The sequence below is a fragment of the Xanthobacter dioxanivorans genome, assembly GCF_016807805.1.
GTDB classification, from domain to species: Bacteria; Pseudomonadota; Alphaproteobacteria; order Rhizobiales; family Xanthobacteraceae; genus Xanthobacter; species Xanthobacter dioxanivorans.
Map to the genome: position 1 here is coordinate 6050464 of NZ_CP063362.1, position 14801 is coordinate 6065264.

Below are 14801 nucleotides of genomic sequence, written 5' to 3' on the forward strand. Positions count from 1 at the left end.
AAGCCGGTTCCACGCCGGAGGTCGGCATAATCCGGACATCGGCATAATGGACCTGACAGCGCTGGATCGGCGCACTTCGCCCGAAGCTGTTGCGGATCGCCTTCGCCAGGGCACGCGAGCCGTCGATGATGAACAGGCGACAGACGGCGGGATCGAGGCCGCGGCCGACCATGTTGTCGAGCAGGGCCTGGCAGACGGCAGCATTCTCGCTCGCCCCTTCCATCACCCCGAGCGGGTGCTTGTCGCCCTTGCCGTCGACGCCAACCGCCGCCAGCAGGATCAGGTCCTGATCGATGTGAATGCCGTCGATCTGGATGACCAGCAGATCCAGCGCGGAGAGGTCGGCGGCCATCCACGCCTTCATCTTCTCGGCCGACAGCGCCACGAAGCGACGCGACACCGCCGATCTGGTCACGCCGGCTCCCCGCTCGACGGGGATGTCGCCGCCGGGCAGGCGGACGGCGCGGCCGAACTTGCGGGTCGACACGTTCATCAGCATCAGATTGAGCGCCCATTGGCCGAGCAGGTCCTCGTCGACCGCCGCCGCCCAGCTCGGCAGCGCCATCTCGCCGCCGTCACGGGCGCGGACGCGAGGGCGCTCGACTTCGACCTTGCCGCCGTGAAAGCCGATCTTTCCCTTGGCTCTGCCCCAGCGATGTGCCTCCCGATCACCACCGCGGCCATGGCGAGGGCCGCAGAGCCGAGCCGCATCCTCTTCCATCATGCCGGCGAGAGTGGCCAGCCCGGCCGTCAGGCACAGGCGTTCGAAGCTGGCGCGGACTTCGTCCACAGCGTCCTCGACAAGCGCAGACGGCGTCACCGCTGCCGATGTGGTAGGCTTCTTCATGGCGTTGCTTTCCTTCGAGGATTCGACACCCCGAGCCTAACGGCTCAAGGTGAGCAACGCCGCCCGCCCTTTTTAAACATCGACCGGGACATTCCCCCCATGGAAGCGTGGGACGTCTTCATCAAAGAGCACCATCAGGGCTATATCGGCTGGACGGAGTATGAGCAGAACCAGGCGGTGCTGGCTGGCAACGCCTATGGCCGCGCCAGCGCCGAGGCCAAGTCCGGCCGCGGCGGCCAGGCGCTTTTGTCGGGTCTCATCTGCTGCGGCCGCTGCGGCCGCCGCCTCAAGACTGCCTATGTCAGCGGCGGCGGCCGTCCCCGCGCCAGCACGGCGCGTCCAGTCTACAGATGCGACCTGCCGAACCTACAGGCTGGACATCGCCGCTGCTTCAGTCTGGGCGGGCGGCGCATCGATGATATTGTCGCAACACAGATGCTGCAGGCGGTGCAGCCGACGGCGATCGAGGCCGCAAGGGAGGCCGGGCGCATGCTGAAGGACCGCAATCAGGAGAAGCAGCGCATCGCCGAACTCGAACTGCAACAGGCTCGGTATGACGCGTCATTGGCCGAGCGGCGTTACGCTGCCTGCGATCCCGATAACCGGCTGATCGCCGCCCAGTTGGAACGAGCCTGGGAGAACGCCTTGCAGCGCGTTCATGACTGCCAGCGGCGCATCGACGAACTGCGCAACGCCGCCTCCGAGGAGCAGCATCCTGATTTCGTCGGTCTCGCCGAGGATCTCTCCCTTGCCTGGAAAGCCCCATTGACCACCATGCGGACCAGGCAACGCCTGGTCCGCACCCTGATCGACGAGATCATCGCCGACGTCGATCAGACGACCAACGAAGTCGTGCTCGTCATTCACTGGAAGGGCGGCCAGCATTCCGAGATCCGCTTCCGCAAGCCGGTCACCGGCGAGCACGGCTGCAAGACATCCGGGCAGGCCCTGCAGGTCATCGCGAGCATGGCCGCCAAATGGTCGGACCAAGACATCGCCGCCTCGCTCAACCGCATGAAGCTGCCGACCGGACAAGGCAAGACCTGGACCGCCCACCGAGTCTCTTCCATTCGCCGCGTCAACGGTATCCGTGCCTATCGTTCCGCCGATAAAGACGGTCAATGGCTCACTATGCAGGAAGCAGCCGCAAACCTCGGCGTCACCCATCACCGGATCCGCAAGCTCGCCCAGAGTGGGATCATCAAGACCGAGCAGGTCATGCCCGGCGCCCCGCATCAGATCCGCGCCACCGACCTTCAGGATCCTGCGATCATCGATGCCATCAAGCGCGGGACGCCCCCGCGTCAGGCCGTATCCGAAACACAGGTCTCAATGTTTCCAGACACTTGAAAAGGGGGAGCATAATGACTCCATCATTGCGGCGGGCCGCAAGCCCCGCTCGGAGCCGTTGTTGGTGGGCTCGATCTCACGGTTTTCCAGGAACACCCAGAGATGCTGGCGGAAGCGCAGGATCGCCTTGCGGAGCTTCTTGCCTTCGCACGCGGGCTCCTTCGCGAGGAGCCGGTCGAGCCGCTTCTCGAGCTTGCGCGTGTGGCCTGCCAGGGTGGTGTCGGCGAGGCCGTCTTGTCGTCGTCCGATCCCGCAGGCATCCTCGAAGAGCTTTCTGAGCCCCGGGGCGAACACGAAGTCTCCCGCGTCGATCGCATACTGAGCGTCGCGGATCAGGTGAGCGAGGCAGACCTGCTGGCCCTTCTTCGCCCAGCCCATCTGGGAGGCGAGCCGGTCGGAGTGTCGCTGCCGGCTCAATTCTCCCCATAAGTGCCGTTTGAATCTTCCCCAGTTTGAGGCGTTGCGCCGGTCTTCCGGGTCGCGCCCCGGAAGACCGGCGGCGCGTTGTCATCGATCATTCTCCCGATGGGCGGGAGGAGGCTTCGGTGATCAAACTCGGGGAGTTGATGATGATCCTGGATTTGCACCGGCAAGGCCTGTCGGTGTCGGCAATCGCTCGTCAGACCGGTATCGATCGCAAGACCGTCCGGAAGTACATTGAGCGCGGCATGGAGGCGCCGGCCTATGGGCCTCTCCGACCGCGCCAGACTGTGATCGAAGCATTCTCATGTCCCGCGTGTCCCGCAGAATGCCTCAACGGCATCATCGACCGGAAACCACAGGCGCCGCCGGCATCCGGCGGCTGAAATCCTAGAGCGCTTCATGTTTTGATTGAAGCGTATCCGGCATTTTTGAGATAGTTGGCGCACTCGGTTGGGTCGATGGCCTGGACGAGTTCGCTGACATGGCGCCAAGTGTCTTCGATGGTTCGCTTCTGGGCCCTGCTGCAGCCGGCGAAGGAACGTTCGCGTGGTCACCAGCACGATGTGGATGTCGCCGGAATTGTGCGTCGCCTCAAGCGTCAATCCACTCCGGCGGATCCTTGAACGGATTCAGAAGATGCACGCCGCGGCCCCCGAAATCCTTCACATTGCGCGTGACGAGCACAAGGCCGTGAACACGAGCAGTCGCAGCCAGCGCGAGATCCCACCGATCCTTGTTTTTCTCACCTAGCAGACGTGTCCATTCCGCGACGACCGGAGCGTCGATCGGCAGGATGCGATCGGTGAACCATTTCTCGAGAGCGTCGATCCCTGCGAGCAGCCGGGCGGCGCGATCTGGATCACGGCGTTTGAGTGCCTCAGCGCCCCGCCGCTTCTCGAACAGCGTTGCCGCGCTGAGGCGCAAGCTCGTATCATCGACCGTCGCCGACCAGCGTCGGACATTCTTGTCGCCGTGAGATCCGAACTCGCGTAGCACGTTTTCATCGAGCAGATAAAGCGTCACGGCACCGTCCTGGGCGACACCAGGTGAGCCTCATCGCCCTCGTCGAAAGCGCCAAGATCGGCGAGATCCGCCAAGGTCCGCTTCAGGCTGTGTGAAGCATAGGGGCGGCCACGCTTCGGATAGGCCTTGGCATAGTCGACGGCCGCCTCCACCTGGTCCCGGTTGAGCGACGGGAAATCCGCAAGAATTTCACCCACGGTCTGCTCGCGCGCCAAGGCCGCAACGAGATGAACCGGGATGTCGGTGCCGCGGATCAGGGGATCCGAGACCGCATCGCTTTGCCCGATCCAGTCCCGAAGACGCCGCAGACGGGTCAGCCGTCCCTCCAGATCGCTGTCGATCCGCGCCAGGTCGATTTCGATCTGTCCAAGCCGCAAGATGTGAGTTTCGGACGATAGCTTGCGCAGGGCTTCGTAGAGGCGGCGCCGACCTGCCGGTGTCAGATCCTTGTCGAGCTCATCCGCCAGCCGCAGGTATCGCAGCTCAGAAGGACCGAGCAGCCGCTGTACCGATTTGCCGACACGCCTCTGCTTCGCCCGGATCACACCACTGTCGACCGCCTTGTTGAGCGTCGACGGCGAGCGGCCCAGGACGTAGCCCGCTTCGCTGAGCGTCAATGTCTGCGCCGACGCCATGTGAACCTCCGATCTAATCCATCCTAATATAGGGATGTATTATTCTGAGGCAAGCTATACGCAGCCGGGGGCGATCCCCCTGCCCCCTCGCCGCCGACCATCACCCCGTGGAGGCCAGGCGCCCTTGCTGCAGGCGTCGAAGGAAGGTCCGCGCGGTCACCAGCACGATGTGCAGGCGGAATGTGCAATGGTCCTCGTCGGACAGGCCGGGGTGGGAACCGTCGGTATGGAGCATCTTGAACAGACCTTCGACGTAATTCTTGCCGTCTGCGGTCCATTCCTTGCGATCGACCGCCAGGAACCCGATGGGATCGGCGAGCATCTGCCGTTGGTTCACGTCCCCCAGTCTCTGTCCGGCATTTTCCGGATCGATGTGGCGGGCAATATCGTTGAACAGCCCCTCGAGGGACGTCCGCAGCTGCGCGTTAGCCGCTTCCCAATCTCCTCGGGTATGGGCCTCAATCGCCACGTCGAGATGCCTAAGCGGCACAGTGAAGCCGAAGTGCTTCAGCAATCCACGCACCTCGTCGTCCGCCGCGGGCAGATCGACCTCCTCCGGCAAGGCGGCTCGCAGCCGAGGCGGTTCCTTCCACCCACCCCAGACCACGACATAGCCATCGCGCGCCAGCCCGCGCAGCAAATCCCTCTGACGGACGCTCGCCGAGGACTCCTCGGCCAAGTTCACGGCCTCACGCACAAAGGCTTCGGCGAGCGAGAGCGTGCCATCGAGCGTCTCCACCGGCACAGTGGCTCGGTCAAGGATGGTCCGACCAAGCCGATCGCACTTCTTGCCGATCCCGACCGTGTCCTCGGCGGGGATGTCCGCCTCGAGCCCCAGACGAAGCACCATCTGGTTGAGCTGCGCGTGCGTCCGGATGGGTCTCGGCCAGGAACTCATTGGCCGCGACGATCGTCGGCCGGGTGAACGGCTGGGTTCTCATGACGCCCTCACTCCCCCTCGTCGTCCTCGGACGCGAGATCATCGTCCGTATCATCCGCCCCCCGCTTTGCTTGACGGGTAATCGGCCGGCGCGTGGTGGATGGCACCGATGGAGCTGTCGGGAAACGTCGCGGCATAAAATCGCGCCGCCCCCTCCGCGTCCTGGTCTAACCAGAGGCCGATGGTGTTTGGTAAGCGCCACGGGCTGTCTTCCGGTCACGCCTCGCTCGGGTCCGCTGGATGATCGGCGAGGTCAAACGTGGCGTCATCCGCCTCGGCTTCGACCGCAAGCCCGAAGGACAGAAGATCTCCCGCCAGCATCCGCTCCTTGCTCAGCAACCCGGCGTCCTCCAAGGCCTCCATGTCCGGCAAGTCACGCAGGGTGTCGAAGCCGAAATAGCTCAAAAAGCCCTTGGTGGTCACGTAGGTGTAGGGTGCGCCGGGCACCGGGCTGCGAGGGCCCGTGGCGATGAAGTCCAGGCCGCGGAGATGGCCGATGGTGTCACGGGAAATCTCCTTGCCGAAGAATTTCCCCAGTTCCCCCCGCGTGATCGGCTGGAAGTAGGCGATGGCCATCAGCACCAGGCTCTCGGCCTTGGACAGCGGCTTGGGATCGGTGGTCCCGAGGCCGGTTGCCACCCGAATCGCCTCTGCGAAGCTCTTTTTGGTGCGGTGCTGCCAGCCGCCGGCGACCGCCACCAGCTCGTAGGGCCGGCCGCGCAATTCGGCGCGGATGTCGTCGATCAAAAGATCGAGGCTGCAGTCGCGGCCGACCACGCGGGCGAGCACCTCGCGCAGCACCGGCTCAGGGGAGGCGAAGATCACCGCCTCGACGCGGCCCATCCATTCGCGCCAGCGCAGCTCCGACGGCAGGTGCGCCAGCTCGGTGTCGAAGGGTTCCGGAGTGCGCGGGCGGCGAGCCATGTCAGAGACCAAACAGCTTGAAGCTGGATCGGCCGGACAGCTCGCGCACCGCCCCCAGCGCGACAAGGCGCTCGAACAGGCGCCGGGCGGCCCAGCGCGACAGCGCGTCGGTGTGCAAAGTACCGGGCACGACGTCGTCGTCCAGCAGTCGCCGGACGGCGTCGCCAGCGCCCTTGGCGCGCAGCTTCGGCACCACCGCCTCCAGGCGGGCCGCACGCGGTGCGATCTCGGCGGCCAGCCGGCAGGCGCGAGCGGCGCCGTGCGCGACGGCGACACAGACGGCGGCGTCGAGACCGTCTCCTTCCGGAGAAAAGCTCCCTCCCCTGCCCGCCCGGCGCAGCCCACCGGCTGCGGCTGCGGCCATCAATAGCGGCACCGGCAGCGGCCAGCGCAGCCGCAGCGCCAAGACCTGGTCGGCCAGCCACCAACCGAGCAGCCGGGCGCCGGGCTGCGCGGTGTCGACGGCGCGGACGAGCGCCGCAGCCGCCAGCGGCGCCGGCCGGCCGGTCGCCAGATGGTGGTTGATCTCTTCCGGAAGCGCGGCCAACCCCTCGCTCCAGCCGACGCCCAGCAGCGCGCACACCGACTGGAGCGCCGCGATGTCCACGCCCGGGGAGCGCTCGGCGAGCCGCCGCCAGCCGGCAAAAAGGCGCCCGGCCGGCCCCGGATCGTGGCCCGGCTGGCGCAGCACCCAGGCGTCGCGGAGCGCGCGCTCGTCCTCGGCCCGACCGGAGTGGCGCGCGGCCGCGGCGGCGCACGCGAGCGCCAGCCGGGCCCGCCACGCCCCGGCCCAAGGCGGCGTCGTGCGCACCAGATTATCCAATGAATTCAACGCCGAACCGGCGAGGAACGCGGCTTCGGCCGGGTCTGTCACCGGGCTGAGCGGCACCGCCCAGCCGGGCACGAGCGGCACGGTCGACGACGCTGCAGAGGTGGGAATCGGCTCGAGTTCCATAGAGGCAGCCTAACCGCGCCGTGCGGTTTTAGCTACCGATATCCACCCGTACCGCACGCCCTGTCGGAAATCAAAAACGACCGATAATCTTGCATTATCGGACATATTGACAGAGGGCGCCAAACAGGGTAGAAATGGCCTGAAAGGTAGAATATTCGGAACCCTTCCCATGTCCTTGAACATCAAAAATCCGGCGACCGTCGCCCTTGCCGACGAGCTCGCCCGCCGCCAGGGCGTCACCAAGACTGCCGCCATTCACCAGGCCCTGAGCGAACGCCTGCACCGCATGGGCTATGGAGATACCGCTCAAGCACGTCTTCTCGGCGAGCTGCGTGCAATCCGCGAGCGGGTGGCGCGGTTACCTGAGCTCGACACCAGGAGTGACGAGGAGATCGTTGGCTTCGACGAGCACGGAATCCCAAACTGATGGTGATCGATACCTCTGCCATCGTTGCGATCCTGCGCAATGAGCCTGAAGCCGATGCGCTCGAGCGATCGATCGTCGGCGCCCCTGTTCGCCTCGTCCCCGCTACATGCGTGTTTGAGGCCCGAATGGTCCTGGTCAGCCGGCGCGGCGAGCACGCGCTCGCTGAGATCGACCTGTGGCTCACCAAAATTGGGGCCGACATCATTCCGGTCGACGCGGAGCTGGCGGACCTGGCAACGCAGGCCTGGCTTGCTTATGGTAAGGGGCGCCACCCGGCCGCACTGAATTTCGCCGATTGCTTTTCCTATGCCCTGTCGAAGCGCTCCAACGAGCGCCTACTCTTTATCGGCAACGATTTTTCCAAAACCGATATCCTTGCCTAACCATCCCACCTCACGCGCCTCCAAGGTCCCTGAAAGCGCCCCTTTTCCGCACAGAAGGCCGTAGGCGGCCGTTTTGACGTTAGATGACCCCTTGGTCCATCTGAAACCCGCCGGCCGCCTTCACGGTCCTCTGACGCGATCGATAAAACACGCCTGCAAAGGTTCGTTTGCTGCAATCCTGTGTGATTGTACAAAAGGGCCGGAATCGCCGCCTGGAGACGCCATGGCCAGCCTTTACCCCTCCCCTCCCCGGCCAGCCCGGCGCCTGGTCGGCTATGCCCGGGTCTCGACCGACGAGCAGGCGACCGATGCCCAGGTCGACGAACTGCGCGCCGCCGGCTGCCACACCATCCACCAGGAGCACGGCTCCGGCGCCTCGCGGACCAGGCCGGTGCGGGCCAAGCTGATGCGCGAGATCGGGCCAGTGACGTCCTGGTGGTGGTGCGGCTCGACCGCCTCGCCCGCTCGGTCAGCCACCTGCTCGCGGTGATCGAGGACCTGGAGGGACGTCAGGCTCACTTCCGCTCGCTGCGCGACCCGATCGACACCTCGACGCCACAAGGCATGTTCTCGCTGCAGGTGCTCGGCGCCGTCGCCCAGCTCGAGCGCGCCCTGATCGCCGAGCGCACCAAAGCCGGCATGAAGGCGGCCAAGGCGCGCGGCAAGCGCGCCGGCAACCCTGGCCTGCGCGAGCGGCGACCAGAGGCCATCCGCGCCGCCGCGGCGGCACGCCAGCAGGTCTATGTGGGCGACCTGATCGCCTCGGCCTCGACCTGGCTGCCGATCGTGCGGCGCATGCGGCCGCAGCACAGCTGGGACGACGTCGTGCGGGTGTTGAACCATCGTGGCCAGAACTGGACCATCGAGAAGCTGCGGCGCGCCGTGCATCGGCTGGTGCAGGAGCGGATGGCGGAGGCGGAACTGCTCCAGCGCTCGCCCCGGCGCCCGCCCGAGGACCGGCTGATGACGCTGGTCGCCGGCATCGCCATCGCCGACCCGGATCTCAGCCTGCGCGACATCGCCGCCCAGCTCGAGCGGATGCGCGAGCGCACGCCCCGTGGCGGGCGGCAGTGGGCGGCCTCCTCGGTGAAGTCCCTGCTCGACCAGGCGCGCCGGCTGGGGCGCGTGGTGCCGCAGCCGCGGGACGATGCCTGAGATCGCAACGTGCCCGCTCCGAGCGCGCTGGCGCCGGCGACAAGCCCGCGGCTCCTGATAGCCCCGCGCGCGCGGGGAACCCGCGGGACTTCTGCGGCCCTGGTGGCGCTGTGCGCCGGTCCTTGGGCGGCGCCACGCCCTGCCGCCAACCGCACTGCCGACGGAGCCGGGGCATCGGCCCGAGGCCGCCGGGCCAGGGCCTTGTTGGACAGGGTGTTGAGAGTTCGGCGCTGCGGGCGCGGATCCTGCCCCTGAGCGGCACTCCATTCCGCACGGGCCAGGATGGACCGGGCAAGCGCCAGATCGTCCGCATCCGATCGGCCCGGGGGTTTCGCACACGAGGAAGCCGCCATCGGCGCGGGTCGCTCCTTCACCCGCGGGCGCGGCTCCTCGGTCCAGGCCACCATCTGGTCCAGTGTGAAGGCCGGGCGGCCCCTCATCGAGGAGCGGCCGAGGTCCAGCAACGCCACGACGCCCAGAAGCGTCACCATGCGCCAGCCGATCGGCGCCGTTGCCAGAGGCTCGGCGGGATCGACCCGCGCCTGTGCCGTCGGCGTCAGACGAAGATCCGGAACGACATCGGCCACGAATGGTGTGCGACGCCCGGTGCGCGGGCGAGGCGGCTTCCACAGCAGCCGGGCGACATGGATCATCCGATCCCGGACCGCAGACTGATCGTCGATCGTTGCCGCCACCAGCGCCGACACGGTGGCAAAGAGCCCTGTGGAGCCGGCGCGGCGCCCCTGGGGTGCCGCTCGTGCAAGCCTGCCGCATCGGTCACAGGCCAGCCGAGCTGCTGCCTCATGAACAACGAAGCGGAAACCGGAATCATCGAAACAGTGCGGACAGGCTTCGTCGAGAATACGATGATGGCGGTCGCAGACCATGGTCTCCACCAGCGCCCACGACCGGCGGATATGATGGTCGCGGCAGGGGGCGGCATCGTCATCAAGACAGGCCAAACAGACCGGCCGCCGGAAAGCGCCGGGCACCCTCCCCTCCCCCCAGACATACCAGCTGCGCGACCGTGGCCGCGAGGAGAGCGTGAGGGCCTGCACGCGCTCTTCCGAAAGTCGGCACGACGCCGCCCAAGCCTGCACCATCTCGGCCGAGGGTGCGAAGTCCCGCTCGGTGAATCCGGCACAGCGGTCGTCTCGGAGGACGCCAAGCCACCTCGAAAGGTCGTCGTGGATGAGGTCATAGCGGCATGCGACGCGACCTTGCCAAGACGACAGCAGTTCATCGCTTTCGGGCCGGGGCGCGAGGGGAAGCTCGCGCCGCACTGTCATCGACCGGCGCGCGGCTGAAGGCGCGCCTCGACCTTGCACGTCATCGCGACGAGTGGCAGCACCAGTTCCTCGGTCTGGAAGCTGTCCATGGTGATGCTGTCATCGGTCCTGCAATTCTCCCCGAAAGTGGGCCTTGAAAATTCCCTGATTGGCCTTCCTCACGGTTCATTCCGCCGGGGCTAGCCCCGGCGGAATGAACCGAGCTGCCATCGGCGCCATGTCCTCCGTGCGAGGAGGCGGCGATGGTTCGACTTGGAGAGCTGATGATGATTCTGGAATTGCATCGACAAGGTGTCTCGGTCGCCGGCGCCGCGAGATTCGAGGGTCGCCGCAGCGGCAGGATCGTCGCCAGGCTCGCCAGCAACTGCGCGAGGCGTGCATCGTTCTTCCCGTGCTGCAGGTGGAAGGCTTCGAACCGCTCTGCCAGCTGCGGATCGGTCAACAGCGCCTGGCGCACGAGGTCTGTCCCCGCGCAAACCAGCGGAATCCTGAGATCGTTGGCCAGAAACCGGATGGCGTTCAGAAAGACCCGCTGTTGCCGGAAGCTGCCGGCGAGCATGGCGTGGATCTCGTCGATGATGAGCATGCGGGCGCCCATACTGCGCAGGAGCCGGCGGCAGAGATCCTTTTGCCGGTGGGTCGTCCCGTCCGCCGGCCCGGGCGCACCGAGCACCGTCAGCAGCTCGCTGTAGATGTCCCGTTCGATTGGCTCGGCCGGCATCTGCATGGCGACCACCGGCATGGTGGTCATGCCGGTCCCTTGGTCGAAACAGGCAGAATGGTCGCGCAGGAACTTCCGGATGATCTTGGTCTTGCCCATGCCGGTGTCGCCGTAGAGGAGCAGGCACGGCATACGGTCCCGCGGCGGGTAGGCCAGAAGATCCTCGAGACGCCCGAGCGCGGCGCGGGCCTGATCGAGATCGAGCCAACGATCCGCCCTGATCCAGGCGATCCGCTCCGCATCCATCAGAGTGGCCTCGAGTGGGGGCGGATTGCGGCGATCCGGCCGCGCGGCGACATCGACGGGTTGATCGCGGCGACGGCCATCGTCCACGACCTCATTCTCGTCACCCGCAATGTCGCGGACTTCGAGGATACCGGCGCGTCGGTGATCTATCCGTGGGATATCGAATGATGACGGTCGAGAGCGATTTGGAGCTGCGAGAGGGAGACCCGAACAATCCCCCCTCCCCTGCCCTTCCCGAACCGGTGAATCCAGAGATATCTGCATTGCCGGCGCATCTCGAACGGCTCGCCGAACGTGCCGGGGCTATGTCGAGGCGGCGAGCTCGGCGAACACCCGCAGGGCCTATGCTTCCGACTGGAAGCATTTTACCGCCTGGTGCCGGCGTCAGGCGCGCTCTTCCCTGCCCCCGGACCCGCAGGTCGTCGGGCTCTACATCACTGCCTGCGCGTCCGGCGCGGCAACCGCCGATCGCAAACCGAATGCCGTCGGCACGATCGAGCGGCGCCTTTCGGCCCTCAGCTGGAACTTTGCCCAACGCGGCACCCCGCTCGACCGCGCCGACCGCCATATCGCCACCGTCCTCGCGGGCGTCTGCAACACCCATGGCCGTCCGCCGGTGCAGAAGGAAGCGGTGCTGCCCGACAACCTCATCGCCATGCTCGAGACGCTCGAGCGCGGCACGCTGCGCGGCCTGCGAGACCGCGCCATGCTGCTGCTCGGCTTCGCCGGCGGGCTGCGCCGCTCGGAGGTCGTCGGCCTCGATGCCGGTCGCGACCAGACCGAGGACGGCCGCGGCTGGATCGAGATCCTCGACCGTGGCATGGTGATCACCATGCGCGGCAAGAACGGCTGGCGCGAGGTCGAGATCGGTCGCGGCTCCTCCGATTCCACCTGCCCGGTCGTTGCGCTGCAGATCTGGCTCAAGCTGGCGAAGATCGGTCATGGGCCGCTGTTCCGGCGTGTCACCGGCCAGGGCAAGGACGTTGGCCCGGATCGGTTGACCGACCAACAGGTGGCGCGATTGGTCAAGCGCACCGCGCTCGCCGTTGGCGTGCGGGCCGATCTCAGCGAGGGCGAGCGGCAGATGAAGTTTGCCGGCCATTCTCTGCGCGCTGGCCTCGCCTCCTTGGCCGAGGTCGACGAACGCTACGTGCAGAAGCAGCTCGGCCATGCCTCGGCCGAGATGACGCGGCGCTACCAGCGCCGGCGCGATCGCTTCCGCGTCAATCTCACCAAGCTCGCCGGGCTTTAGCCGGCCACGAGAAAGCCCTCCCCTGCCCTTCGGAAGTTGCAAGGCGATGTCGGATCGAGCCGTGATGCCTTGCAAATCGGGAATTACGATCCATAATTGCAAGGATGATTCACCGTCGCAAAGCCAAACAGGTCGGGGAACTCCTTGATGCCAGCCCGGCCGTCGCCCTTCTGGGACCGCGCCAGGTTGGGAAGACAACGCTCGCCTTGGAGATCGGAGCACGACGACCGTCGATCTATCTCGATCTCGAGTCCGACGCGGACCGCGCCAAGCTCGCCGAACCGGAGTTGTATCTCAGCCGGTTCGAGGACAGGCTGGTCATCCTTGATGAGGTCCATCGGCTGCCGGGCCTGTTCCAGAACCTGCGCGGGCTGATCGATCGCGGTCGCCGCAAGGGATTGCGCTCCGGGCGCTTCCTGCTGCTGGGCTCGGCATCCATCGATCTTCTGAAGCAATCCGGCGAGAGCCTTGCCGGTCGGATCGCCTATGTCGAGCTGGCGCCGATCGACGGACTGGAGGTCGACGCCGGCGAGATCAACAAGCTATGGATCCGCGGCGGGTTCCCGGACAGCTTTCTCGCCGCTAATGATCGCGCCAGTCAGCGCTGGCGGGCCGATTTCATCCGCACCTATCTCGAGCGCGACATCCCGACGCTCGGCCCTCGCATCGCCGCAGAAACGCTGAGGCGTTTCTGGACGATGTTGGCGCATCACCAATCGGGGTTGCTGAACGCGGCGGATTTCGCGCGCTCGCTGGGCGTCGACGGCAAAACGGTCGCTTCTTACCTCGACCTGTTGGTCGATCTGCTACTGGTGCGGCGGCTCGAGCCCTGGCACAGCAACGCCGGCAAGCGGCTCGTGAAATCGCCCCGGGTCTATGTTCGCGATTCCGGACTCGTTCACACGCTTCTCGGGCTTGAAACGCTCGACGACGTGCTCGGTCATCCGGTCAGCGGCGCGAGCTGGGAAGGCTTTGTGATTGAGACCGTGCATGCGGTACTGCCCGACGGCAGCCGGTCGAATTTCTACCGTACCTCGGCGGGCGCCGAGATCGATCTGGTCATCACGCTTCCGGGCGGCCAAAAATGGGCGATCGAGATCAAGAGAAGCCTAAGTCCGAAAGTCGAACGCGGCTTCCATCATGCCTGCGAGGATCTGCTGCCCGACCGCAGGATTGTCGTCTATCCGGGAACTGAGGCCTTTCCGCTTGCCGACAAAATCGAGGTATTGCCCCTGCGGGAACTCGGCGACCAGTTCCTGGCCTCCGGCCGTTGAGCAATCACCCCGCGCCAATCTGTCGATGATCCGGCAATTCGTCGACATGTTCGGTGGACGTGTCGACGAGAGCGACAATTGAGAGACCATCATGTCCGCCTTGGCTTCTCAAGGCTTTTCAGGAGTGCCGGGGACACCGTCCAGGACGAGTTTCCGCCACCGCTGCTGTCATCGGGTCGAGCGATTTCGCCGCCCCCTGCCCTGCCGGCCCTGCCGGCGCTCGCAGAAGGCTTCGATCCCTCGATTTTCGCCCGCAGCAACGCCATCACCATCGGCCAGACCGTGAATTTCCCGGCCCGGGCGCGTTCTGCCAGATTCCGCAGATAGCCGCCGCCGCTGATGCGCTCGGCCCGCTGCAGGATCGCCGCAACGGTGATCGCCGCGTTTTCCGGCCCCATGGCTTCCTGCGCCTCCATCCAGGCGCTCGGGCTGATGCCCAGAGCCGGCCGGGCCTGCTCGGCCGCGGCGACAAAATCGCGCCAAGCCCGGATTTCCCGTCCCTTGGCGTAATCCAGCACATCCGGGCAAGCGCTCAGCACCATGCCCAAGGGCAGATCCCGCTTCGGCAAGCTCCGCGCGCCGTCGGTTTCCGCAACGCTGCCGCTTGTTTCTCCTTTTTCTCGGAAGCTGTCCATGGTGATGCATTCTGCGCCGGAGCGGATCGCCTCGACTGCAACCGTCTCGATCAGGCGGAAGATCCGCACCGTGACGCCATCGGTGAGATCGAGCACGCGCGTACGGATCGCCGGCGCCGCGAGATTCGAGGGTCGCCGCAGCGGCAGGATCGTCGCCAGGCTCGCCAGCAACTGCGCGAGGCGTGCATCGTTCTTCCCGTGCTGCAGGTGGAAGGCTTCGAACCGCTCTGCCAGCTGCGGATCGGTCAACAGCGCCTGGCGCGCGAGGTCTGTCCCCGCGGGGGACTTCGAGCTGGGAAACCCGGGTCAGGGCAGGGGAATC

General features: G+C 66.2%; 12 protein-coding genes and 8 pseudogenes. 8 read left to right on the plus strand and 12 right to left on the minus strand.

What is annotated here, in order from left to right; translation table 11 throughout:
- Positions 1–40: 40 nt before the first annotated feature.
- A pseudogene (locus EZH22_RS28245) lies at positions 41–847 on the minus strand (transposase); the annotation flags it as partial.
- 99 nt (positions 848–946) lie between these two features.
- On the opposite strand from EZH22_RS28245, the gene EZH22_RS28250 reads away from it, so the two are divergent.
- Entirely contained in the window at positions 947–2197 is a 1251-nt protein-coding gene (locus EZH22_RS28250; protein WP_203193636.1) for a recombinase zinc beta ribbon domain-containing protein, read from the plus strand.
- Here EZH22_RS28250 and EZH22_RS28255 read toward each other — a convergent pair.
- Positions 2177–2614, minus strand: a complete 438-nt coding sequence (locus tag EZH22_RS28255; RefSeq protein ID WP_203193637.1) for an IS66 family transposase — start codon at positions 2612–2614, stop codon at positions 2177–2179. The genes EZH22_RS28250 and EZH22_RS28255 overlap by 21 nt on opposite strands.
- A 128-nt stretch (positions 2615–2742) precedes the next feature.
- On the opposite strand from EZH22_RS28255, the pseudogene EZH22_RS28260 reads away from it, so the two are divergent.
- A pseudogene (locus EZH22_RS28260) lies at positions 2743–2922 on the plus strand (helix-turn-helix domain-containing protein); the annotation flags it as partial.
- 95 nt (positions 2923–3017) lie between these two features.
- On the opposite strand, the pseudogene EZH22_RS32135 reads toward EZH22_RS28260, so the two are convergent.
- The 7 genes and pseudogenes from EZH22_RS32135 to EZH22_RS28290 form a co-directional block, all read right to left on the minus strand.
- Positions 3018–3140: pseudogene (locus tag EZH22_RS32135) on the minus strand (IS630 family transposase); the annotation flags it as partial.
- 71 nt (positions 3141–3211) lie between these two features.
- Positions 3212–3643, minus strand: a complete 432-nt coding sequence (locus EZH22_RS28265; protein WP_203193638.1) for a type II toxin-antitoxin system VapC family toxin — start codon at positions 3641–3643, stop codon at positions 3212–3214.
- Complete coding sequence (locus EZH22_RS28270) at positions 3640–4278, minus strand: DUF433 domain-containing protein (protein WP_203193639.1); 639 nt, start codon at positions 4276–4278, stop codon at positions 3640–3642. The genes EZH22_RS28265 and EZH22_RS28270 overlap by 4 nt, the downstream gene beginning before the upstream one ends.
- A gap of 100 nt (positions 4279–4378) precedes the next feature.
- On the minus strand, positions 4379–5128 hold the full coding sequence (locus EZH22_RS28275; RefSeq protein WP_231711194.1) for a hypothetical protein: 750 nt from the start codon (positions 5126–5128) through the stop codon (positions 4379–4381).
- 150 nt (positions 5129–5278) lie between these two features.
- A pseudogene (locus tag EZH22_RS28280) lies at positions 5279–5401 on the minus strand (VOC family protein); the annotation flags it as partial.
- Positions 5402–5434: 33 nt separating this feature from the next.
- Entirely contained in the window at positions 5435–6142 is a 708-nt protein-coding gene (gene scpB / locus EZH22_RS28285) for an SMC-Scp complex subunit ScpB (RefSeq protein ID WP_203193640.1), read from the minus strand.
- Position 6143: 1 nt separating this feature from the next.
- Complete coding sequence (locus tag EZH22_RS28290; protein WP_203193641.1) at positions 6144–7097, minus strand: DUF1403 family protein; 954 nt, start codon at positions 7095–7097, stop codon at positions 6144–6146.
- Positions 7098–7266: 169 nt separating this feature from the next.
- On the opposite strand from EZH22_RS28290, the gene EZH22_RS28295 reads away from it, so the two are divergent.
- The 3 genes and pseudogenes from EZH22_RS28295 (at position 7267) to EZH22_RS28305 (ending at position 9062) form a co-directional block, all read left to right on the plus strand.
- Complete coding sequence (locus EZH22_RS28295; RefSeq protein ID WP_011992919.1) at positions 7267–7524, plus strand: type II toxin-antitoxin system VapB family antitoxin; 258 nt, start codon at positions 7267–7269, stop codon at positions 7522–7524.
- Complete coding sequence (locus tag EZH22_RS28300) at positions 7524–7907, plus strand: type II toxin-antitoxin system VapC family toxin (protein ID WP_203193642.1); 384 nt, start codon at positions 7524–7526, stop codon at positions 7905–7907. Before EZH22_RS28295 ends, EZH22_RS28300 begins: the two co-directional genes overlap by 1 nt.
- Positions 7908–8130: 223 nt before the next feature.
- Positions 8131–9062 (plus strand): annotated as a pseudogene (locus EZH22_RS28305) (recombinase family protein).
- A 923-nt stretch (positions 9063–9985) separates the two neighbouring features.
- Here EZH22_RS28305 and EZH22_RS33035 read toward each other — a convergent pair.
- Both EZH22_RS33035 and EZH22_RS28315 read right to left on the minus strand, forming a co-directional pair.
- A pseudogene (locus EZH22_RS33035) lies at positions 9986–10351 on the minus strand (TniQ family protein); the annotation flags it as partial.
- Positions 10352–10391: 40 nt separating this feature from the next.
- A pseudogene (locus EZH22_RS28315) lies at positions 10392–11246 on the minus strand (TniB family NTP-binding protein); the annotation flags it as partial.
- Here EZH22_RS28315 and EZH22_RS32710 point away from each other — a divergent pair.
- The 3 genes and pseudogenes from EZH22_RS32710 (at position 11130) to EZH22_RS28330 (ending at position 13844) form a co-directional block, all read left to right on the plus strand.
- The gene (locus EZH22_RS32710) at positions 11130–11486 is read left to right on the plus strand and encodes a PIN domain-containing protein (protein ID WP_333473645.1); all 357 of its coding nucleotides are present in this window, start codon (positions 11130–11132) and stop codon (positions 11484–11486) included. The pseudogene EZH22_RS28315 and the gene EZH22_RS32710 sit on opposite strands and share 117 nt — an antisense overlap.
- Positions 11486–12570 (plus strand): annotated as a pseudogene (locus EZH22_RS28325) (tyrosine-type recombinase/integrase). The gene EZH22_RS32710 and the pseudogene EZH22_RS28325 overlap by 1 nt, the downstream one beginning before the upstream one ends.
- A gap of 104 nt (positions 12571–12674) precedes the next feature.
- Positions 12675–13844: an ATP-binding protein gene (locus EZH22_RS28330; RefSeq protein WP_203193643.1), complete on the plus strand. Its 1170-nt coding sequence runs from the start codon at positions 12675–12677 to the stop codon at positions 13842–13844.
- Between the two features lie 89 nt (positions 13845–13933).
- Here EZH22_RS28330 and repC read toward each other — a convergent pair whose 3' ends face one another.
- Positions 13934–14728: a plasmid replication protein RepC gene (repC, locus tag EZH22_RS28335; RefSeq protein WP_333473646.1), complete on the minus strand. Its 795-nt coding sequence runs from the start codon at positions 14726–14728 to the stop codon at positions 13934–13936.
- Positions 14729–14801: the final 73 nt, after the last annotated feature.